The sequence below is a fragment of the Pseudoalteromonas sp. 1CM17D genome (assembly GCF_023161805.1).
Lineage (GTDB): Bacteria > Pseudomonadota > Gammaproteobacteria > Enterobacterales > Alteromonadaceae > Pseudoalteromonas > Pseudoalteromonas atlantica.
The window spans coordinates 26404-47525 of sequence record NZ_JALNTP010000018.1; the positions used below are offsets into that span (position 1 = coordinate 26404).

A 21122-nucleotide genomic window follows, 5' to 3' on the forward strand; every position below is an offset into this window, starting at 1 on the left:
AAATGGCAATTTAAAATACATACCCTACATGAATAACAGTTATTTAAACTTCAAATACTTTATTTTTTACAAGCTCTCTAAACCATTGACATACAGGGTCATTATGGTGGCGTTGATGCCAGTATAAAGCCACTTGTGCATACTCTGAGCTAAGCTCTGGGGGCGGGGTTCTGGCAACTACGTCATGCTGTTGGCACACATCTGCAGCAAAATGATTGGGCACATAAAATATTAAATCAGTGTTTTCAGCAATGCTGCCAATACTGTAAAAGTTTTTTAAGCGTATTGGCGTCGCTATATTATCAATGCCTAGCGCGGCAAAGTTTTGTGCAATAGTTAATGCTTTTTCACCCTGAATTGATATTTGCCCAAAATTACAATCACGCAATAAATCAACGCTTAATTCTTGTTTAGCCAGCCTGTGGGAGCGAGCCATTACTAATTTAAACTCGCGCTCAAACAACGGCTGTTGATATAACTTACCCTCTGAATTAGCGGGCTTGTGGCCAGTAATCACAAAGTGCGTATCGCCTTTAAGCAAATCAGAAAACTGCGGCTTAGGCAGGGTGTCTATTTCAAGGGTGATATTAGGCGCTTGCTCGCGAACATCTTTAATTATTGTTTTTATAAATAAATGCATTTGCGGCGGTAGGCCAAACAGTTTAATGGTGGCTGTGCTGGTTTTAGGGTCGAAGGTTTGCTTATTAACCAGTGTTTCTACCATATTTAAAATAGAATTTAGGTCTTGCTGAATTGATTGCGCTTTTGGTGTTAGCTCATACCCTCCGGCCATTCTTATTAATAATTGATCGTCAAACAAGGAGCGTAATTTACTTAACGAGCGGCTTATAGAAGGTTGGCTCATGCCTAAAGTTAAGGCGGTATTGCTAATATGTTTTTCGTTTAAAAGCTGCTTTAAAATAATAAGAAGGTTTAGATCGAGCTGATTTAAATTCATAGTTAGGTTTGCAAGTTATCAGTATTTCAAGCCATTATCCTAGCACTTAATTAGTTAGGTAGGTAAAGATGTTTATTTTTCAGGTGCTGAAATAGGCTTAATTGTTTTAATATGATCTTAAAAATTTTAATTGCCTCATAAACACGGTAGTCGCTAATGCAAAGCGTTGGAGTTATACGCTTGATGGTAAAAATACCATTGTAAAAGTCTCAGGTAGTTTAGAGGTTAACGACTCACAAAGTTTAAAAGCGTTTGCTTTAGCAAGCCAAGGTATAGCGCAATTACCTAATTTTTACGTTAACCAAGCACTTAAAAGCGGTGAGCTGGTAGAGGTGCTAAGTGAATACGCGCCAAGCCCGCTGCCTATTAATTTACTTTATCCGTCTCAACGTTTGTTAAGCCCAACTGTTAAAGCTTTAGTCGATTATTTAGTAAACCACTTATCTCAATATAAAAGTAATTAGTAAGCTAGTTTCTAAACCAGTTGGTAGTAAATTTAATAAAATGGCTAATACGTGCTGATTCGTTAATTAGCTGAGGGTGAATTAGATACACATCAGATTGCGGATACTGTAACTGCGTTAATAGCGGCTTCAAAGTGTGCGCGTTAATTTCTAAATCTACTAAATACTCCGGGGTGTATATAATTCCTTGACCTTGCAATGCAAGGCTTTTAAGCATGTGGTTATCGTTAATGCTTAGTTTTCCTTCAAGCTCAATGGCCCTATCGGAAAAATGCCACAGGCTAAATTGCGTGCTGGTTAAACAGCTATGCTTTAATAAATCTTCAACGTCGCTTGGCTCACCATTTTTAGCAATATAACTAGGCGAGGCACAGCACACCTGTTTATAACTAAAAAGCTTTTTGGCAATCATGTTTTGGGGCGGATTAAGGGTTGATCTAAATGCAATATCGTAATTGCTTTGAATCAAATTGTGAGGGGTGTAGCTGCAGTCTATATTAAATTTAACATCAGGGTACTCTTGGTTAAATTGCTCGCAAATAGTTAGCAGGTATCTATTGGTAAATTGGCTCGGCGCGGTAATTCTAATGTTGCCGGCAATAGCCTCGTGTTCATGGGCTAAGGTTCGTTCAAGCTCTAATAATGTGCTTTTAATATTTCCCATACAACTAAGCACATGCTTTCCCTGCGGGGTGAGCTTTACACTGCGGGTTGTGCGAATAAGTAGGGCTCTTTGGTATTCTTTTTCGAGCGCTTTTATTTGCTCAGACAAATACCCTCGGGAGATCCCAAGCGCTAAAGCTGCCTTTGAAAAGCTTAAGTGTTTGGCTACTTCGTTAAACAAAAATAACCGTTCAAATTTTTTATGTTCTCTCAGCATATAAATGAGCACTGTGTTTTTATTGTTTGTTATAGCAAATAATGAGTTTTATTTTTAGTATTTAGTTGAATAATTTAATCGGTAAACTACAAGTCACTCTTTTTTAATACCGATAACTCATGACCAATAAAACTATTTCTCAATTTATACCCAATGCTAGCGAACTTATTTATGGCTGTATGGGCTTGGGTGGTGGCTGGAATAACAACCCAATAACCAAAGCCGATATAAACCAAGCACATACAGTAGTAGAGGCAGCGCTTGAAAATAACATTAATTACTTTGACCATGCTGATATTTATACTTTTGGTAAAGCAGAGCAGGTATTTGGTGAAGTTTTAAAAACGCGCACCGACCGTGATAAGTTAATTATTCAATCTAAATGCGGTATTCGCTTTGAAGATGAGCATGGCCCAAAGCGTTATGACCTTTCAGGACAGTGGATAGAGCAAAGTGTAAATAAAAGTTTAGCGCAGCTAAAAACAGACTACTTAGATGTACTTATTCTGCACAGACCCGACCCACTCATGTGCCCTCAGGAAATTGCTAGCACTTATAAAAAACTAAAAAGCCAAGGCAAGGTACGTTTTTTAGGGGTGTCTAATATGCAGCAACATCAAATAAAAGCCATTCAACAAGCCCTGTCAGAGCCACTTATTTTGAATCAAGTAGAAATGAGCTTATTAAAAAATGACTGGGTTGAAGAGGGCATATATGCTGGTAACGCGCAAGGCGCAAATATTAACTTTACGCCGGGCTTAATCGAGTTTTGCCAGCACGAGAATATACAGCTGCAGGCGTGGGGAAGTTTATGCCAAGGGTTGTTTTCGGGTGCTGATATAACCTGCGCTGAAACCCGTATTAAAAACACGTACCAATTAGTACAAAGCTTAGCTGCGCAGTACGAAACAAGTGCAGAAGCCATTGTACTGGCATGGTTAAACAGGCACCCTGCAAACATTCAGTCTGTAATAGGGACTACTAACACTGCGCGTATTAAAGCGTGTGCACAAGTAAACAAAATACAATTAACGGCCGCTCATTGGTATGCACTTTACGAAAGTGTAAAAGGTTGCGAGCTGCCATAGTTTAGTAAAGGAGCACTAAAATGATAAAAAACACACTAACAACATTTTTACTAAGCACTGTAGTGGCATTAACGGCCTGTAAAAGTAATCAGCCACCAGCGGCCGGTAACGCAAACACTGCAAGCACTGATAATTATTTACAGCGCGATGTACGCGACGATATATTTTATTTTGTATTACCTGATCGTTTTAAAAATGGCGATCCGCAAAACGATAATGGCAGCAATGAGCATGCTATTTCGGCTGGTGGGTTAAATTTAACAACCACCAGTGGTTTTCATGGTGGAGATATAACAGGCATTGAACAAAAGCTCGACTATTTAGAAGCGCTAGGGGTTACAGCAATTTGGATGACGCCTTTATTACGCAACCAAGCGATTCAATCAGATGGTGTTGCGCACCATGGTTATTGGATTGTCGATTTTAGCGAAATAGACCCGCACTTTGGTGGGAATGCTTCTTTAAAAAAGCTAATTGATGCAGCTCATAAAAAAGGCATTAAAGTATTTTTTGACATTATTACTAACCACACAGCCGATATTATTCGTTACGACGAATGCCACATGCCAAACGGTCAATTTAAAGCAGATTTAACGCATTGTGAGTATAAAGCGCTAAACAACCCTAAGCCGTATAGCCCATTTATTCCTGAGCACTTAAAAAATGTTAAGTACCCACAGTGGCTAAACAATGTCGATTATTATCACAACCAAGGCGACAGCACCTTTAGTGGTGAAAGCTCACTTAATGGCGATTTTAACGGCCTAGACGATTTAAAAACAGAGCATCCGCAGGTGGTGAGCGGCATGGTCGATATTTATCAAAATTTAATAAAAGAGTTTAAGCCCGACGGCTTCAGAATCGATACCGTACGCCATGTAAATCTCGAGTTTTGGCAAACATTTACACCTGCTATTATTGATTACGCTAAAGCGCAAGGGATTCCAAATTTTCATGTGTTTGGTGAGGTGTACGACCCTAACCCTAAAAACCTAAGTGTATTTACTACAGAAGGTAAAATTCCATCGGTGCTTGATTTTGCATTTCAAAAAATAGCGGCCGATGTGTTTTTTAAAGGGCAGAACCCAAGCGCCATTAGCGAGCTATTTGCACAAGACTCACTATACCAAGATGAAGACAGCCAAGCCGATTTACTTATGACCTTTTTAGGGAACCACGACATGGGCAGGCCTGGCTTATTTATAAACCAAACATTTGATCACGAAAGTGATGAGCTTAAATTAAAGCGCAGCCAATTAGCGCATGCATTTATGTTTTTATCTCGCGGTATACCGGTTATTTATTATGGCGATGAACAAGGTTTTACAGGCGATGGCCACGATATTGATGCACGCGAAGATATGTTTGCATCAAATGTTGCAAGCTATAACGACAATAACCTTATAGGCACCACGCAAACAACGGCCGATAATAACTTTAACCAGCAGCACCCATTATTTAAAACTATTGCGCAATTAAGTAAGTTACGAAAAAATCACGAAGGGCTTCGCCGCGGTGAATACAACGACTTATTTTTTGCTAAAAACACTGGCATGTTTGCGTTTTCACGCACAGTAAAAGGTGCAGAGCAGGCGTATATTATTGTGTTTAATAGCGAAAAAACGCCACAAACAATAGAGTTTAATAGCCCGTATAAACACTTTTCGCCTCTTGTAGCTGCCGAGCAACTTGAGCAACAAAATGGCAAGTTAACGGTCACTTTAAAAGGGCTAAGCTATAGTGTGTATATTGCTAAATAATTAAGGGTTTAGGTTAAGTAAAAGCCAGCTGCTAAGCTGGCTTTTTTATGCCTTAAAGGTTATTGCTTTAAATCTATGGTGTATAGCGCAAAACCATTTTCGTCTGTTTTAAGTGGTGAGGTAGGCGCAACAGCAGGGAGTGTTTGTGCAATAGTAGCTACTTCATCAAGCGGTGATGTTCTAAACACAACGTTTAGCTCTGTGCTGGTGGTCACGGTGCTAAAGCGCCAGTTATTATCGGCCGAAGGGTCAATACTGCCTGTGCTACTTTTAGCGGCTTCGCTAATAATATAACTACGCAGCACACCGCGGTTTTCATCTGGGCCTTCAAATGTTTCACGGCTAGTACCGTCAATCGCCGGGAAGTTACCGCCGCCCGATGCACGATAGTTATTAGTTACAATTAAAAACTCTGCCTCTAAATCTATCGCTTCACCTTGGTATTGCAAGTTAGTAATGCGCGAATTGTTTTCACTTATTAATATGCCATCGTTGTCGTATCGTTTTGGCTGAGTGACGTCAATTTCAAAGGTAACACCGTCAATAATATCAAAGTTAAAAGTAGGAAAAGTGGTATCGAGTAGGTTTTGCTCAGCGCTGCTGTTTACATCAATCTGATTAAACTGACCCGCAGAGCGTTCAAGCCACTCTTTAACATCGCTACCTGTTACTTTTACCATACGAATAGTGTTTGGAAACACATATAAACTTACGGTATCTAGTAAGGTAATATCGCCAGCTTTTACATTGGTATAATCTTCAATACCATTGCGCCCAGCTCTAAAAGGGGCTGCTGCCGAAAGCACAGGTAAGCCATCAAGCTCAGTGCCTTGAATAAACGCTTTACCCCACGCTATTTGTGCATCTGATACTATCTGAATTGACGGGTCGTCTTGCACCAAAGCGAAAAAGCTATAAATTGGGTTTGAAATTTCAGCAAATGGTTCGCTTACCCAATCAATCGTTGCTTGGTGTTCAAGCTCAATTGCGGCAGCTACATCGGTATCTACAGCAGCTAAATCAACAAAGTCGCCGTTTTCATCTGTACCACTAATGGCGCGGGTTTCTACTTTTGAGCTGGTTACTTCCCAGCCGCCTTCATCGTTTGGCTCAACAATTAAATCAATAACCCCTAAGTTATTGCCAAAAAAGCCAGGCATAACAGCCGGTACGCCATTAAGTTTACCGTTTACGTTATCAATACCAGCCGATTCATAGCCATCGTACGACGAATCACCCGGAAACAAACGGTGGTTATGACCAAACAATATGGCATCTACGTCATCTACTTTAGACAGGTAAAGGGCCGTATTTTCAGCGAGGTCTTCTTGGGCGCTGGCTGTTAACCCAGAGTGAGGAATGGCAATAATAATATCGGCGCCTTGTGCTTTCATTTGTGGAATGAACTTTTCAGCAGTAGCAACAATATCTTTAGCAATGACCTTACCTTGTAAGTGCGCGCTATCCCATTGCATAATTTGCGGTGGGGTAAGGCCTAAGTAACCAATTTTAATTGTTTGTTCGTTGCCGTTTATATCGAATACAGTTTTATCTTGAAGGTAGTACGGTGTGTAACGGTTTTCATCGTTGCTGTCGTCATCATCACCATCATCAACGTATACATTGGCATTAATATACGGGAAGTCGGCACCACTTATTGTGGCATCTAAAAACTCTAAGCCAAAGTTAAATTCATGGTTTCCTAAGTTAGCAACATCGTAATCAAGCAAGTTCATTGCTTTAAAGGCCACATGGGTTGCGCCATTTAAAATATCGTCTTTACGTACAATCGCTTCGTAATCGCCAAGCGGGCTGTTTTGAATTAAATCACCATTATCAACAAGTACACTGTTTTGCACTTCATTGCGGGCTTCTTTTATAAGGGTAGCGGTATTAACAAACCCTAAGGTTTCTGATGGGGCTTGTGCAAAGTAATCGTAGTTAGATAAATACATGTGTATGTCGGTTGTTTCCATCACGCGCAAAGTAACCGGTGCAGGCTCTGGTGTTTCTACAACGACAGGGTCGTTATTATCGTCATCATCAATGTCGCAGCCACTCAATGCGAGTGCAATAGTCAGTGCCAATGTTGATTTTAAAGCGTACTTTTTAGCGATTCGATTTTTCATAGTCATTCCGTGTAATTTAAAAAGAGTACAGTAAAAAAGATTTATTAAAGTATGATGAATTAAAATGTGAATCCTGATTTACATTTTTAGGTGGTGCATTTATAGTAATGTCTTCTACCAAGATGAGCACACACTATGAGTATATCTATGTACGCATTTAAAAAAATTAAAAAATCTTTATTATTAATTGCTTGCGCTTTAACTAGCTTTACAAGTTATGCAGTTGATGAGCAATTTGTACGTTATCAAGCGGGGCGTTATGCAATTAAAAATATCACGTTAATCGATGGCACCGGCAAACCGGCACAAACTAATCAAACGGTTGTAATAAATAAAAATAAAATTGTGAATATAGGCGCCACAGCAGAAGTAGGCGTCGCTAAAGGTGTGAATATTATTGACGGTAGTGGAAAAACATTAATTCCGGGATTGGTGATGATGCATGAGCACATGTTTTATCCAACTGGCAAGGCTCATTACACCGAAATGCTTTACAGCTTTCCTCGCCTATATTTAGCAGGCGGTGCAACCACAATTCGTACTGCAGGCACCACTGCACCATATGCTGATTTAAAATTAAGAGATGATATAAACGCAGGTAAAAGTTTAGGCCCAGATATAGATGTAACGGCGCCGTATTTAAATGGCCCCGGTTTACCTATTTTAAAAATAAAGTCGCTACGCGATGCAGACGATGCTAAAAAAATGATGGACTACTGGGGCTTAGAGGGGGTTACCTCATATAAAGCGTATATGCATATTAATCAAAATGAGCTTGATGTTGTTATTAAAAAAGCGCACGAGCAAAATAACAAAGTAACGGCTCATTTATGTTCAGTTACATACCGCGAAGCAGCCGCTTTAGGTATTGATAACCTAGAACATGGCTTTTTTGCCGCCACCGACTTTGTTAAAAACAAACAAAAAGATGTATGCCCAAGTAATAAAGACGTACAGCAATCGTTTGTTGAGTTAGATATAAACTCGCCAGAAGTAACGAGTCTAATAAATTACTTAGTGGCTAAAAATGTAGTACTTACCTCTACACTTACTGTATTTGAAACCTTTACTAAAGGTCGCCCTAAAGCCTACCCAAAAGCACTTGATGCATTAATACCGCAAGTACGTGATCAGTACGAGTCGCGCTTTGAAAAAATAGCAAAGCAGAGCGAATCTAGTTGGCCTTTAGTATTTAAAAAAATGATGCAGCTAGAAAAAATGTTTGTAGCCGCTGGTGGTAAATTAATGGTGGGCACCGACCCAACAGGTTATGGCGGCGTTATTGCTGGCTTTTCCAACCAGCGTGCAATTGAATTACTCGTAGAGGCTGGGTTTATGCAGCCACAAGCAATAAAAATAGCTACGTTAAATGCAGCGCAGTATTTAAATAAGCAAAATACAATAGGTAGTATTGAAGTAGGTAAACATGCCGACTTGGTTATTGTTAATGGCGACTTTACTAAAGATGCGTCGGCGATCCGTAATATGGAAACTGTATTTAAAAATGGTGTAGGCTATAACTCAACAGCACTTTTCGATAACACTAAATCGGTTGTTGGGCTTCATTAAAATAATAAAGGAAATCAGGATGAAAAAATCATTACTCTCAGTGGCATTAGGTTTTGCTGCACTTGGTGCGTTTAACGCGCAGGCAAACCTTGATCAACACGTTAAAAATGTAGAGCAGCAGGTAATTGAATGGCGACGCGACTTTCACCAAAACCCTGAGCTTGGTAACCGCGAAACGCGTACCGCAGGCATTGTGGCTAAACATTTAAAGTCGTTAGGTATGCAAGTACAAACCGATATTGCTTACACCGGTGTTGTTGGTATTTTAAAAGGCGCAAAGCCTGGCCCTACAGTAATGCTACGCGCCGATATGGATGCACTACCGGTAACAGAAAAAACAGATGTGCCATTTAAATCAACCAAAACCACAAACTTCCGTGGCGTTGATGTAGGCATAATGCACGCTTGTGGCCACGACACGCACGTAGCTATGTTAATGGGCGCAGCCGAAGTATTAGCAAATATGAAAGATGAGCTGCATGGCAACATCATGTTTGTGTTTCAGCCTGCTGAAGAGGGCGCACCTTTAGGCGAAGAGGGCGGTGCAGAGCTAATGCTTAAAGAAGGTATATTTAAAAAATACAAACCTGACGTAGCCTTTGGCCTGCATATTACATCGAGCCTACACACGGGGAAAATTGGCTATCGAAGTGGGCCGTTTATGGCCAGTGCCGATCGCTTTGAAATAACCGTACATGGTCGCCAAGCACATGGCTCAGCACCGTGGACAGGCGTTGACCCTATTGCTGCCGCTGCGCAAATTGTAACGGGCGTTAACCACATTGTGAGCCGCCAAGTAAATATAACCAAAGAGCCTGCTATTGTGTCGTTTGGTAAAATTGCCGGTGGTGTGCGTAATAATATTATTCCTGAAGAAGTTGAAATGGTTGGTACTATTCGTAATTTTGATATGGATAACCGCGCGCAAATCTTTGAAAATATTAAAACAACCGCTACGCATATTGCTAAATCATCGGGGGCAACGGCCGATGTGCATATTCACGAAGGTTACCCGGTAACGGTTAATAACCCTGAGCTTACTGCGCAAATGTTACCTAGCCTTGAAAAAGCAGCCGGTAAACAAAACGTGCAAGAAATGGGTAAAATAACCGGCGCAGAAGACTTTTCGTTTTATGCCCTAGAAATACCCAGTGTATTTGTGTTTTTAGGTGGTACGCCTGACGATCAAGACTTAAAAACGGTAGCAAGTAACCACTCACCTTATTTTTACGCCGATGAGTCATCGTTTAAAGTGGGTACCAAAGCGCTTAGCCAATTAGCGGTAGATTACTTAAATAGCCACAAATAATGCCGTAGTTACCCAGCGAGTAAAGTAATTGCTAGCTGGGTATTGTTGTTTATATTAACAAGCTGCACTATGTGTGCACTTTAACCTAACACGTTTAAATTTATGTCTGATCAACCCTTTTTGGCACCTAAGCAACAACGCAGTCAACAAACCCAAGAAAAACTATTAAAAGCGCTGCATCACAGTTTAAAAAGTAAGTTTTTTGAGCACATAAGTATAAAAGAGCTGGCCGATTACGCCGAGGTGTCGGTAGGTACGTTTTACCGTCGCTTTAAAAATAAAGAGTCGCTGCTGCCCATGTTGTATCAAGACTTTGGTATTGCATTAGATAACTGGGTAACAGAGCTTGAGGCGCAGCACTATAAAAACTTAGACGATGTAGTTAACACTTTATGCCATAAAACCTATGTGTTTTTATCATCACAGCAGGGGGTATTTAGAACGCTACATTTAAATTCGCGTTTGCACAGCGAGTTATTAGGCAGTGATAAACACATAAACAGACGAGTAATTTATCAGCGTTTAGCGCAATTAATTAGCCAAACAGATACCAAAGTGAGCGAGGCGGCGGCAGGTACGGCAGTATTTTTAATTGTCAGCTCATTGCTTGATAAAGTGCTGTATCATGATTTAACCCCTGCGATAGCCTGTGATTTATCGGCACAGCAATACGCGCAAGAACTACCTAAAATTATTTTAGCTTATTTAGGTTAAACACCTTTAAACATACTCAAGGAGAGTAAAATGAAAATTACTGGAAGCTGCTATTGTGGTGAAATTAAATACCAAGCTCAGTCGCAAAATAATAACGTACTTGTATGTCATTGTAGCGATTGCCAACGCATGTCGAGTGGGCCATTTAGAGCGGTAATTATGGCTGAGCCAAACTCGGTGGTATTTACTAAAGGCGAGCCAAAAGAGTATGTTAAAACAGCACAAAGCGGTAATAAACGCGCACAAGGTTTTTGTGGTACGTGCGGCACTACACTTTACGCAACCAACGAAGCAAAAGCCGATAGAGTGTACGGCCTGCGCATAGGGGCAGTTGATCAGCGTGATGAGTTTACCCCAGCTGCGCAAATTTGGTCGCAATCAACGCTTACATGGCTAAACGATTTACACCAAGTGCCGGCTTTTGAAACTACGCCTCAATCATAAGCGCAATGGGCGCTGAGTAAATAAAACGCCTTATTAGCCATGCCTTGCTAGTGGGAGAGTCCCACTAGCAGCAATTTAAATTACCCTTCCTTTTGTATTCTTTTTTATATTTAAATCTGTTTATTGTTGCTTTAGAGCGTTTTTTTAACGCGAGTGATTAAGTATTTATAAGCTAAAGCGCTTTGTGAATTATTTTCATATTTTATTGAAATATATGCCTATGCCCCCCTTTATAAAAACACCTTTCCACTTTTTAAAAATATAAGCTTTTGATATTTATTAATAAATATTTGATTTTTAGCTGTACCTATTTGGCTTGTTATTTGCTGATAAATTCTTATGGACTGCATATTTATTATGAGGTGAAACAAATGAGAATTTTATCTACAAGCGAAGTGGGGGCTGAATTAGAAGCGGCCAAATCACGTTTAAAAAAACTACCACACTGGAAACTCTCTGAAAAATTAGCCTTAGAGCTGCGCTTAAAGCAATTAAGTGCTTATTTTAACGATTACAAAAGTTAGCGCTTAATTTATTAGCGTAATAGATACGGAAATTAATGCCCTTGTTTAAAGCGGTTTTAAATAAAAATGTGGCTAAGGAAGAATAATGAAAAGCAAAAGATACTGTAAAACTGCCATTGTGTTAGTAACTTACCACTGCAATGAAGGTGTTATAGATCGGGTTAAAGAAATACAAAAATACGCCAGTAACTGCATCATAACCATTGTTGATAATTCAACGCAAAAGTACAAACAAAGGTATAACTTACGCCTAAGGTTAAAGGCGATTGACCCAGGCATTATTTATATTGATCACCAGCTAAACTGTCGGTTTGCGGCTTATAATGTGGGGCTGCAAGCTACGTTGAGTGACTTTGTGGTTTTTCGTACAGATGATGACGTATTTGATGAAAAGCACACTTTTAAACTAATAAACGAAGGCTTTGAAGAGGACTTTGTTTTTACTCCTTATTACTTTGATAACACAAAGAAAGTAGAGCACACCTATCAAAGGCCGCTGGAAAGCATAATATTTAAAAAAGATTCTTTATTAGAGTTTTTACCCTTTGAAACAGCGCCAAGCAGTGATTGGCAGTTAATGAAAAAAATGTTTACTGCAAAAAGCAAAAAGGAATCGTCATTGGTTCTTTTGTATAAAAAGCCGCACGGACGCGAGGAGCTTGCAGTATGAAACTTGCGATTATAGCTCACCCTCGATTTCCTATTAAATCGCCCTATGCTGGTGGGCTAGAAGCCTTTACTGGTGCACTGGTTGAATACTACCAATCAGTGTATGAGGTTACTTTGTATGCTCACCCAGACAGCGAGGTTAACTGTAATTTAAAATCGTTTCAGATAGATAACAGCCAATATCAACAATATCCCGATATAGTTGAAAACGATTTTATGCTCAAGGTAATGGCCGATATAACTAAAGAGCAGTTTGACGTAGTACATAATAACTCTCTTAATCCCATCCCTATATTGTGGGCCAGTAAACATAACATTCCCATGTTAACCACATTGCATACGCCGCCTTATTCAAAACTTAAAGCGGTTGTGGGGCTGGCTTCTTACTCGCCGTTTATACACTTCACCGCAGTGTCGCATTCTTTAGCTGAGGCGTGGAAGCCCTTTATAAACGATAAACTAGAAGTTACTTACAATGGTATAGACCTTAAACGTTGGCAGGTAACAAAGAACCCTCAAGATTATGTGTTTACTTATGGCCGAATATTACCGAGTAAGGGCATTGATATAGCAATATCTACAGCGCAACAAATGGGTATTGCTATTAAATTTGCCGGCCCCATCGCAGATAAACACTATATGGATGATGTAGTACGGCCTTTGCTAAGACCCTGCGATAGCTATTTAGGGCATCTTGATCACCACAGTATTAAACTCCAATTGGCAAATGCCAAAGCTGCTGTATTTGGCACCCGCTGGGATGAGCCATTTGGGCTTTCTACTTTAGAAGCTATGGCAACAGGTACGCCAGTGGTGTCGTTTAATCGCGGTGCGTTTGCTGAAATAGTCAGTGAAGGGGCAGGCGTACTGGCTAAAGGTAATAACGTAAACAGTTTAGCCGCCGCGCTTGAAGCTTCTTTTTCGTTAAATAAAAATGATGTAATTAAAAGCGCGCGTAATTTCCCTATAGCTAAAATGTGCAGCGAATACAGTAACATATTAGGGAGAATTGCATGAGAATACTAATGGTCGCAAGCCCTATAGTTTCTTTGCGACAACCTTTTAAGGGGGGTACAGAGGCCTTTGTTGCTAATTTAGCTAACGCACTTTGTAAAAAAGGGCACACTGTTGATGTGTTGTGTAAAGACGCTGATGAAGAAAACGAGTTTAACATTTTACAGTTAGATGAATCCCCCCTGCGCATGAAAGACAACATAACCACAGAAGAAGAAGGCCAAAAACTGTATCAGGCCGCCCAGTTTGCGCTAATAGATAATTCGTATTACGACGTGGTGCATTATCACAGTTATTATCATGCGATATATGATGTTGCATTACTGCACAATATAAAAAGCGTGATTACTTTACATGCCCCTGTATCACCAAAGCTTGGCTTAATACATAAGCTGCATAAAGCGCGTAGCGATCATCGTTATATAGCCGTGTCTAACCGGTTGTGTAAAGAGTGGGAGTCTCAGCTTGGTAGCGCAATTAAAGTGATTTCAAATGGCGTTACTATACCCAAAAGGGAATGTGTACTAGAGGAAAATAAAACCCATGATTTGTTTTGGATGGGGCGTATTAACGCCGAAAAAGACCTAGTATCGGCGATTCAAATAGCGCAAAAGTTACAGCGCAATTTATCTATAGCTGGCCCCATTGAAGATGAAGAATATTTTAAAGCTAAAGTTGAACCCTTACTTACAGACTCCGTTTGTTATTTAGGGCATTTAAAACATGATGAGTTATTTGCAGAGCTTGCTAAATCTCGCTTATTTTTAGCCACCTCTAAGTGGCACGAACCTTTTGGCCTAACAACCATTGAAGCGCTTGCTCATGGCATACCGGTTGTAGGCTTTAAAACAGCCATACCTGAAGAATTGCGATTTTCTAATGTCTGCACCGCACTAAACAATGTGGATGAAGCTGTATCAGCCATTAAAAAACTGGGCAAAATAACGCCGCAAGCGTGCCAATCATTCGCTAAAAACTTCGACTTTAACGTTACTGTTTCAAATTATGAGGCCGAATATGCAGCACTTATATGAGCCAAATTATGAGCCAAATTTACCGACTGTATTTTTTTATGTTCATCATCATGGCGCGGGCCACATTACACGCGCTGAGTTACTTATAAATAAGCTTCAAAATAGCTATAACGTAGTAGTGCTCTATGGCGATTTAAAAGTCAAAATGGCTTTAAATAAAGTGTGTAAGCGGGGCGTTTTTGAAAAGCTGCCTTCAAAATGGGTAGGGCAAAGCTCAGTGCAAAGGAGCTATAACGCAGCGTTTGAAGGAATAGAATATAGCGAAGCGCCACTTGAGCGCTCTATAACTTTTAACTTATTAGCGCAGCAATACAAACCGGTATTATTTATAAGTGATGTATCGGCCGAACTCACTATTATGGCCAGAAGTATTGGTATACCTGTTTTAATGCAGCGCCATTCGGGTGATATTAGTGGCGACCCTACTCAAGTGTTTGCCTATGAATGCGCGACTAAATTATACGCCCCGTACCCAAAGCAGTTAGAAACACCTCACTACGGCTATTTTAATAAAACCCATTATTTGGGGTTTATATCAAAATTCACAGGTTGTGAAAACGCCTCAAAAACAGGTTTTGGCAATCATATTACTTTGCTAATAACAGATGCCCGAAGAGCGGCATTAATTGCACGTGTACTTACTAATTACACATATCACGTTGAGGTTATTGGCTGCCACGGCGAGCCTATTAAAGGAGTAACCTATAAAGGGATGGTGGCTAATATAAGCCAAGCGATTACTGCAAGCGTTGTAGTTACAAGTGGTGGCAATAATGCAGTATCACAGTTGTTAGCACTGGGAAAAAAGCTGATTGTTATACCCGAAAACCGACCCTACCAAGAGCAAGATGAAAAAGCGCGTATGTTAGCTAAAAATAATCTTGCCGTGCATTTACCTTTTTCAGCGTTTTTACAGCAAAACAATGCCCTAATAGAGGCCGCATTAATTGATGCAAGAAAAACCCAAATGAGTAAAACACAAATAATAAGTGATACAGATCAGTTTATTAGCGAATTTATTGCGTTAGTTGAGGAGGTTGCAATTGAGCCATAAATTTTCAGTCGTTACTATTGTAAAAGGGCGTCACCAGCAACTTGCTAACCTTATTCATAGTATAGAAAATAGTACGCTGCGCCCAACCGATATGGTGGTGGTGTGGATGGATGAAAAAAACAGCCACAATGTTACCCCAAGCACGTCTTTTTTAACCAAAAATGTATATATGCAAAGCACAGGTTTACCCCTTGCTAAAGCGCGTAATACTGGAGTTAAAAATGCCCAGCAAAATAACGTTATATTTATAGACGTAGACTGTATTTGCTCCCCCACACTTTTTGAAAACTTACTGACTAAATTAACCCATAAATTAGTGGTAAGTGCCAAGGCAAAGTATTTACCGTATGTGCCTTGTAATGGTAACTACGAGCTATTAGTGGAGGAGGCTGTTGATCATCCAAAACGCAAAAACCTGCCTATAAACGAAAATGTAGATTTTTTAACTTTTTGGTCTTTAATTTTTGCGATTAATAAACGTGACTTTAATAAAGTGAATGGCTTTGATGAGCAATTTATTGGTTACGGCGCTGAAGACACCGACTTTGCTATGCAGTGTAAAGTTAACAACATAAAGCTTAATTACATTGATGATTGGGTACTGCACCAATACCACGACAAGTTTACGCCTCCTATAAACTACGCCGAAGATATTTGTAATAACGCCAACACCTTTGCAAAAAAATGGCAGTTTTTACCTATGTTTGGTTGGCTAAAAAAAATGGCCGTTATGGATATAGTTAAAATTGACGAAAAGAGCCACAGCGTTAAATTTTTAAAAAAACCGACCCGCGATGAGATAGAAGCATGTCGCTCTACCTCGCCGTATTAAATGAGGTGTGCTAAAAGCTAAACAGCATAAAATGATAAGCAAATATTATTAATTGAAATTTTTTAACCAAATGACTGTCTATTTATAAGACAGTCATTTGGAGAAAAATATGTGCAGTTCACCGAAAAGTAGCCGAGCAGTTAAAAAGTCAGCCATTAACTTTAATGACGAACTAACCCAAGAGCAGCGTTTGCGCTTTGCTGCAAAAGCTAATTTAGCACAGCTGCGCCGCGAACAACGACAAGCTACAAATAAGCGTTTTGAGCAAAAGCATCGCCCCGCTAAAAAGCCAGCAACGGGCTTGTTTTCATGGTTACAGCAGCTAGTAAGTTAACTATTATTAAGCGTGGTGTTTTTGCCGCTAAACCATCCACATGTAGCACATAACACACCTGCACCTGCACATAACCAAAGCGGCGCACTCCAGCTGCCGGTACTTGTATGTAGCGCCCCAGCTACCATAGGGCCAATAGCCGCCAACAAATAGCCAATACTTTGTGACATACCTGAAAGGGAAGCCGCTTGCGTGGAGTTATCGGTACGTAGGCTAATAAACGACAGCCCTAAAATAAAACACGCCCCCGAGCTAAAGCCAAGTAGTAGCGTCCACACTAATGCAAAGCTTGGCATATAAAGTAGCCCTAGTGCACAGCACGCACTAAGTGATGCAAGTATAAAGCTAAGCGCACTTTGATCTTTTAATTTTCCTAGTAAAGGTATAAGCACAAGCCCAGGTATGGCGGTCGCAATTTGAAAAGCACCATGATACGCGCCTGCTTGCGTTGCGCTTTGGCCCGCTTCGGTGAGTATGCTAGGCAGCCAAGTAATAATGATGTAATTTAAAAATGAATTTAGCCCCAGTAACAAGGTAATTTGCCAAGCAAGTAGGTAGCGCCATACGCTTTTATTAAGTGTTGAGGCCTGTGCTGTTTGTGCCGGTTTTGTGTGTTTATTTAATTGCGCCATCCACACAATTAAAGTGGTAATTGTAATCAGTGCACTTGCCCCTAATGCAAACTGCCAGCCTAACCCTTCATATTGGCTAAGCGGATAAACTAATGCTGAAAAGCCACCCGAGGCAATGCCCATAGTGAGTACATAAGCAGAGGTCATTACCGCAACTTTTTCCGCAAAGTCGCGTTTTATTATACTTGGTAGCAATACGTTAGCTATGGCAATACCTGCGCCTATTATGGCTGTGCCTACAAAGAGCATAATGGATGAGTTAACCACCCGTGCGGCAATACCCAGTAATATTAAAAATACAGCAAAAAACAATGTGCGCTCAAGCCCTTGGCGTTTAGCCAGGCTTGCAGCCATAGGCGATATAATGGCAAAGGCAATTAGCGGTAAGGTGGTAATAAAGCCTGCTTGCGAAGCGGTTAAATTAAAATGCGCAATTATTTGTTCAAGCACAGGGGCAACCCCTGTAAAAGGCGCACGTAAATTGGCAGCAATAAGTAAAATACCTATAACAAGTAATACGCTTGAAAAGCGCGACGTACCAGCATTACTGTGAGGTGTTTGAGTCATTATTACAAAATAAGTTAGCTAATTATTGGCGCTAGTATAAACAAATCAGCAGTATTATAATTTAGCTATACTGACATTAAATAACTAAAAACTGACAAAATATGTTTGAGCCTAAAGGGTGGGGATACCTACAAAACTACGAGCACATGGTACAGCCTATAATTGCCAAAGTAGATACCGCACAAGGCAGTAAAGAATACCCGTTACACACTCACCCTAAGGGGCAGCTAATTTTAGCGCTTGATGGTTATGTAACCTGCGAAGCGGCTAATAAAATGTGGATGGTGCCAACGCACAGTGCTATTTGGGTACCTGCAAATACCTTACACAGCAATCGCGCATCTGATAACGCCAAATTATGTTTTGTATTTATTGATGCCAATAAGCACGGCATGCCACAGCATACCTGTACATTAGCAATAACGGGGCTGGTAAAAAGTTTAATGCTAAAACTAGCAAGCGAACACCAAGCCTATAATGAAGGCTCTAAAACAGCACGCTTAGCTCAGGTACTGTTTGATTTATTAATTGAAATGCCCGCCCAGCCGCTCGACTTTGTGCTATCTAAGCATGCGGTTATTCAAGCTATGGGGCAGCAGTTACTCGCACAGCCAAATAATCGTAAAACCCTTGTGCAATGGGCACACGATTTTGCTTTAACCGAACGTACGTTGGCACGGCTTATAAAAAAGCAAACCGGTATGACCTTTGGTAAGTGGCGAATGCAATTACATATAATTACAGCGCTGCAAGCACTATCAGATGGACAAAGTGTACAGCAAGTGTCGGCATTATTGGGGTACGAATCGGTGAGTGCGTTTATAACTATGTTTAAAAAGGTAATGGGAAAATCGCCCACTAAATATATGGGCGATTTAAATTAACCTTCATACATGGTTTTACCACGTGTACGTAGCCGAAAGCATGGCGTTACGTGGTTTACCCGGGAAGTACCTATCGCCAGTAAAGCTGGTGTAATCAGCACGCTCTGCATAAGCTTCATCGGTAAGGTTAATTATACGTGCAAGCACTTCTAAATTATTGGTAACTTGCCACTTTGCACGTAAGCTTAAAATATCATGCCCCTCGTAGCTATGTAGGTTTTCTGGGTCGGTATAGTAACTACTTACGCTATGCCATTGCAGTGCAAGCGCTAGGTTATTAAAGGCTTGCCAAGTTAAATCAAGGTTAGCCACATTGCGAGGCGCGGTGTCTACGTTGTTACCGTTTATATTTAGCCCATTAATTAACTGATTATTGGTATACGTGTGCTTTGCATGTGTACCTGCAAATTGTAAGTTAAGCGTTTTGCTTAATGCATAATCTACTTCAAGTTCAATACCTCTGTGACGTGAACTGCCATCATTAACGTTAAAAAAGTCGCTATCGCGATAAATAGTATTGTGTTTGCTCATAGCATACACAGCCAATGCGTAACTTACATTGCTGTAATATCCTTTTAAGCCAAGCTCGGCATTATTGGCTATTTCGGGGTTTAAATCGGCGGTGGTTTGTTCGCGTTGTAATTGGTAAAGCTCTGCCGCTTGCGGCGCTCGGTAGCCACGCGAAAAGTTAGCGTATAGCGTATTATTTTTGTTGGCCTTGTAGCTCACGCCAAATTTAGGTGAGGTATTGCTAAAGCTATTTTTACCACTGGCTGGGCGACTATAACGGCAACCGCCAAAACCACATTCTGTGCCGTCTTCTGTTGTGCGCCCTGTGAGCATATTATTAGTGTAATCGTACTGCATATGCTCATACCTGAGGCCGGCGCTAATAAACCATTTATTTAATTGCCACTCAACTGATGCAAACGGCGCATATAGAGTTGCGTTTACGTCGTAATCGTAGTGTTTGCCTTGCGGTACTGTGGCTACTAAAAATGCAGAGCCTTGAGTTGGCTCGTTTTGGCTTTGAGTAAAATCGCTGCGAGTGTATTCGCCATCAAGCCCTAGGTTTACTTTTACATTACTTTGCAAGTTATGTTGATAAAGCGATTGCACACCTATGCCTGTTTGACTGTTGGTTTCAAGCGGGGTGCCAGGTAAAAAATGCTTAAAAAAGTCCATGCTTTGGTCGCGCACATAAGGCGTAATAGAAAGCACATTGCCGTTTTTTAATTGCCACTGGGCGTTGCTCCACGCTCTAAATGAGCGGGCTTTTCTAAATGCATCGGGGTCAAAGTTTTGCTGTGCTATGTCTTCGTTTTTATAGCTTTCAAAACCGGTAATAAAGCCCGCAGTGTGCTGATCTAAATTTGTGTATGTAAGGCCAGAGGTAAGCAATAGGTTTGAGTGCTCAAAGCGGTGGCGAATATTTATTTTTTGCTGTTTAACGCTTTCATCATCACGGTAACCAGTATCGTCGGTAACACTGGCGTTTATGCCAATACCACTGTTGCCGTAGTCTTGCCCAGCGCGAAGCTTATAACGGGCATATCCGTATGAGCCATAATCAAGCCCGACTAATCCACCGCCTTGCGTGGTATCGGGCGTTATTACATTAATAACACCATGCACAGCATTTGAGCCATAAAGTGCAGAGCCGGGGCCTTTGAGTACTTCTATGCGCTGCGCCATTTCGCTATGCGCTTCAAATAGCTCGTTAATATTACAAAAGCCTGCAGCACGCAGTGGAATGCCATCTTCAAGGGTTAGTATGCCGCCACAGGCTGCCGCGCCCGAAAGCACCGGCGAGCGAAGGGCCGGTAGGTATTCTTGCCCATTTCCGCGCTGTACGTTAGCACCTGCAATACGTTGTAACGACTCTTCAACATGAGTAGGCGCAATGCTATTTAACTGCGCTTCAGATAAGGTGCTAATAGTAAGTGGATAGGGGGTAGCCAGTGCTTCTGTACGTGATGCGGTGGTTGTTATGGTTTCTATTGCATCATCGTTTTTATTATCAGCAATTGCAACGTGGCTGAGAGGCAATAACAGCGGCAAAATATAAGGTTTCATACATTCCTTTAAGGTGAGTAACGCTTTATTAACGCCATGGTAAGGTGTTTTAAACAGTTTTTAAACCGGTTGCGTTAAAGTGCGCGTATTCTATATACCCGATAAGTTAGTGAATCGCCCCGAGTTCATCGGAGACCAGTTTGTTTAAGTCAGGCCACTTTACCTGACTCGTTTAAATTATCATAGT

The 21122-nt window shown here is 40.7% G+C and carries 19 protein-coding genes and 1 pseudogene; 15 read left to right on the top strand and 5 right to left on the bottom strand.

Translation table 11 applies throughout. The features are described 5' to 3' along the window. Nucleotides 1–43: 43 nt before the first annotated feature. Complete coding sequence (locus tag MSC25_RS19600) at nt 44–958, bottom strand: LysR family transcriptional regulator (RefSeq protein WP_024031645.1); 915 nt, start codon at nt 956–958, stop codon at nt 44–46. Nucleotides 959–1083: 125 nt separating this feature from the next. On the opposite strand from MSC25_RS19600, the pseudogene MSC25_RS19605 reads away from it, so the two are divergent. Further along, a pseudogene (locus MSC25_RS19605) lies at nt 1084–1422 on the top strand (LysR substrate-binding domain-containing protein); the annotation flags it as partial. A 4-nt stretch (nt 1423–1426) separates the two neighbouring features. Here the strand turns inward: MSC25_RS19605 and MSC25_RS19610 are convergent. Further along, entirely contained in the window at nt 1427–2266 is an 840-nt protein-coding gene (locus MSC25_RS19610) for a LysR family transcriptional regulator (RefSeq protein WP_348983545.1), read from the bottom strand. 155 nt (nt 2267–2421) lie between these two features. Here MSC25_RS19610 and MSC25_RS19615 point away from each other — a divergent pair, with 155 nt between their 5' ends. Together MSC25_RS19615 and MSC25_RS19620 are read left to right on the top strand one after the other, a co-directional pair. After that, on the top strand, nt 2422–3390 hold the full coding sequence (locus tag MSC25_RS19615) for an aldo/keto reductase (protein WP_248444388.1): 969 nt from the start codon (nt 2422–2424) through the stop codon (nt 3388–3390). A 20-nt stretch (nt 3391–3410) separates the two neighbouring features. After that, a complete protein-coding gene (locus MSC25_RS19620; RefSeq protein ID WP_248444389.1) occupies nt 3411–5150 on the top strand; it encodes an alpha-amylase family glycosyl hydrolase in 1740 nt (579 codons plus the stop codon). A gap of 59 nt (nt 5151–5209) precedes the next feature. Here MSC25_RS19620 and MSC25_RS19625 read toward each other — a convergent pair whose 3' ends face one another. Then, on the bottom strand, nt 5210–7279 hold the full coding sequence (locus tag MSC25_RS19625) for a bifunctional 2',3'-cyclic-nucleotide 2'-phosphodiesterase/3'-nucleotidase (RefSeq protein ID WP_248444390.1): 2070 nt from the start codon (nt 7277–7279) through the stop codon (nt 5210–5212). A 135-nt stretch (nt 7280–7414) separates the two neighbouring features. Between MSC25_RS19625 and MSC25_RS19630 the strand changes: the two genes are divergently transcribed. The 11 genes from MSC25_RS19630 (at nt 7415) to MSC25_RS19680 (ending at nt 16776) form a co-directional block, all read left to right on the top strand. After that, the gene (locus MSC25_RS19630) at nt 7415–8848 is read left to right on the top strand and encodes an amidohydrolase family protein (RefSeq protein ID WP_248444391.1); all 1434 of its coding nucleotides are present in this window, start codon (nt 7415–7417) and stop codon (nt 8846–8848) included. A 19-nt stretch (nt 8849–8867) separates the two neighbouring features. Further along, nucleotides 8868–10157 carry a M20 family metallopeptidase gene (locus MSC25_RS19635; RefSeq protein WP_096042210.1) on the top strand — a complete coding sequence of 430 codons (1290 nt, stop codon included), beginning with the start codon at nt 8868–8870 and terminating at the stop codon, nt 10155–10157. 102 nt (nt 10158–10259) lie between these two features. Continuing rightward, nucleotides 10260–10871, top strand: coding sequence for a TetR/AcrR family transcriptional regulator (locus MSC25_RS19640; protein WP_029771731.1), 612 nt, complete (start codon nt 10260–10262; stop codon nt 10869–10871). A gap of 30 nt (nt 10872–10901) precedes the next feature. Beyond that, on the top strand, nt 10902–11315 hold the full coding sequence (locus MSC25_RS19645) for a GFA family protein (RefSeq protein WP_004588484.1): 414 nt from the start codon (nt 10902–10904) through the stop codon (nt 11313–11315). 371 nt (nt 11316–11686) lie between these two features. Beyond that, nucleotides 11687–11839: a hypothetical protein gene (locus tag MSC25_RS19650; protein ID WP_024031649.1), complete on the top strand. Its 153-nt coding sequence runs from the start codon at nt 11687–11689 to the stop codon at nt 11837–11839. A gap of 85 nt (nt 11840–11924) precedes the next feature. Next, nucleotides 11925–12509 carry a glycosyltransferase gene (locus MSC25_RS19655; protein ID WP_248444392.1) on the top strand — a complete coding sequence of 195 codons (585 nt, stop codon included), beginning with the start codon at nt 11925–11927 and terminating at the stop codon, nt 12507–12509. Beyond that, complete coding sequence (locus tag MSC25_RS19660) at nt 12506–13525, top strand: glycosyltransferase (RefSeq protein WP_248444393.1); 1020 nt, start codon at nt 12506–12508, stop codon at nt 13523–13525. The genes MSC25_RS19655 and MSC25_RS19660 overlap by 4 nt, the downstream gene beginning before the upstream one ends. Beyond that, nucleotides 13522–14556 carry a glycosyltransferase gene (locus MSC25_RS19665; protein ID WP_248444394.1) on the top strand — a complete coding sequence of 345 codons (1035 nt, stop codon included), beginning with the start codon at nt 13522–13524 and terminating at the stop codon, nt 14554–14556. The genes MSC25_RS19660 and MSC25_RS19665 overlap by 4 nt, the downstream gene beginning before the upstream one ends. After that, the gene (locus tag MSC25_RS19670) at nt 14540–15610 is read left to right on the top strand and encodes a glycosyltransferase (protein ID WP_248444396.1); all 1071 of its coding nucleotides are present in this window, start codon (nt 14540–14542) and stop codon (nt 15608–15610) included. The genes MSC25_RS19665 and MSC25_RS19670 overlap by 17 nt, the downstream gene beginning before the upstream one ends. Further along, entirely contained in the window at nt 15600–16442 is an 843-nt protein-coding gene (locus MSC25_RS19675) for a galactosyltransferase-related protein (protein ID WP_162985982.1), read from the top strand. The genes MSC25_RS19670 and MSC25_RS19675 overlap by 11 nt, the downstream gene beginning before the upstream one ends. Nucleotides 16443–16551: 109 nt before the next feature. Further along, entirely contained in the window at nt 16552–16776 is a 225-nt protein-coding gene (locus tag MSC25_RS19680; protein ID WP_248444398.1) for a hypothetical protein, read from the top strand. On the opposite strand, the gene MSC25_RS19685 is transcribed toward MSC25_RS19680, so the two are convergent. After that, nucleotides 16773–17975: an MFS transporter gene (locus tag MSC25_RS19685; RefSeq protein WP_248444399.1), complete on the bottom strand. Its 1203-nt coding sequence runs from the start codon at nt 17973–17975 to the stop codon at nt 16773–16775. The two genes, MSC25_RS19680 and MSC25_RS19685, sit on opposite strands and share 4 nt — an antisense overlap. Nucleotides 17976–18076: 101 nt before the next feature. On the opposite strand from MSC25_RS19685, the gene MSC25_RS19690 reads away from it, so the two are divergent. After that, nucleotides 18077–18859 (top strand): helix-turn-helix transcriptional regulator, encoded by a 783-nt coding sequence (locus MSC25_RS19690; protein ID WP_248444400.1) that lies wholly within the window; start codon nt 18077–18079, stop codon nt 18857–18859. Nucleotides 18860–18874: 15 nt separating this feature from the next. On the opposite strand, the gene MSC25_RS19695 is transcribed toward MSC25_RS19690, so the two are convergent. Then, nucleotides 18875–20935 (bottom strand): TonB-dependent receptor, encoded by a 2061-nt coding sequence (locus MSC25_RS19695; RefSeq protein ID WP_096740071.1) that lies wholly within the window; start codon nt 20933–20935, stop codon nt 18875–18877. Nucleotides 20936–21122 lie beyond the last annotated feature (187 nt).

What these genes read in the sequence shown, in the direction of transcription:
- MSC25_RS19600 (WP_024031645.1), bottom strand. Translation starts at nt 958, where the DNA reads ATGAATTTAAATCAGCTCGATCTAAACCTTCTTATTATTTTAAAGCAG.
- MSC25_RS19615 (WP_248444388.1), top strand. Translation starts at nt 2,422, where the DNA reads ATGACCAATAAAACTATTTCTCAATTTATACCCAATGCTAGCGAACTT.
- MSC25_RS19620 (WP_248444389.1), top strand. Translation starts at nt 3,411, where the DNA reads ATGATAAAAAACACACTAACAACATTTTTACTAAGCACTGTAGTGGCA.
- MSC25_RS19625 (WP_248444390.1), bottom strand. Translation starts at nt 7,279, where the DNA reads ATGAAAAATCGAATCGCTAAAAAGTACGCTTTAAAATCAACATTGGCA.
- MSC25_RS19630 (WP_248444391.1), top strand. Translation starts at nt 7,415, where the DNA reads ATGAGTATATCTATGTACGCATTTAAAAAAATTAAAAAATCTTTATTA.
- MSC25_RS19635 (WP_096042210.1), top strand. Translation starts at nt 8,868, where the DNA reads ATGAAAAAATCATTACTCTCAGTGGCATTAGGTTTTGCTGCACTTGGT.
- MSC25_RS19640 (WP_029771731.1), top strand. Translation starts at nt 10,260, where the DNA reads ATGTCTGATCAACCCTTTTTGGCACCTAAGCAACAACGCAGTCAACAA.
- MSC25_RS19645 (WP_004588484.1), top strand. Translation starts at nt 10,902, where the DNA reads ATGAAAATTACTGGAAGCTGCTATTGTGGTGAAATTAAATACCAAGCT.
- MSC25_RS19650 (WP_024031649.1), top strand. Translation starts at nt 11,687, where the DNA reads ATGAGAATTTTATCTACAAGCGAAGTGGGGGCTGAATTAGAAGCGGCC.
- MSC25_RS19655 (WP_248444392.1), top strand. Translation starts at nt 11,925, where the DNA reads ATGAAAAGCAAAAGATACTGTAAAACTGCCATTGTGTTAGTAACTTAC.
- MSC25_RS19660 (WP_248444393.1), top strand. Translation starts at nt 12,506, where the DNA reads ATGAAACTTGCGATTATAGCTCACCCTCGATTTCCTATTAAATCGCCC.
- MSC25_RS19665 (WP_248444394.1), top strand. Translation starts at nt 13,522, where the DNA reads ATGAGAATACTAATGGTCGCAAGCCCTATAGTTTCTTTGCGACAACCT.
- MSC25_RS19670 (WP_248444396.1), top strand. Translation starts at nt 14,540, where the DNA reads ATGCAGCACTTATATGAGCCAAATTATGAGCCAAATTTACCGACTGTA.
- MSC25_RS19680 (WP_248444398.1), top strand. Translation starts at nt 16,552, where the DNA reads ATGTGCAGTTCACCGAAAAGTAGCCGAGCAGTTAAAAAGTCAGCCATT.
- MSC25_RS19685 (WP_248444399.1), bottom strand. Translation starts at nt 17,975, where the DNA reads ATGACTCAAACACCTCACAGTAATGCTGGTACGTCGCGCTTTTCAAGC.
- MSC25_RS19690 (WP_248444400.1), top strand. Translation starts at nt 18,077, where the DNA reads ATGTTTGAGCCTAAAGGGTGGGGATACCTACAAAACTACGAGCACATG.
- MSC25_RS19695 (WP_096740071.1), bottom strand. Translation starts at nt 20,935, where the DNA reads ATGAAACCTTATATTTTGCCGCTGTTATTGCCTCTCAGCCACGTTGCA.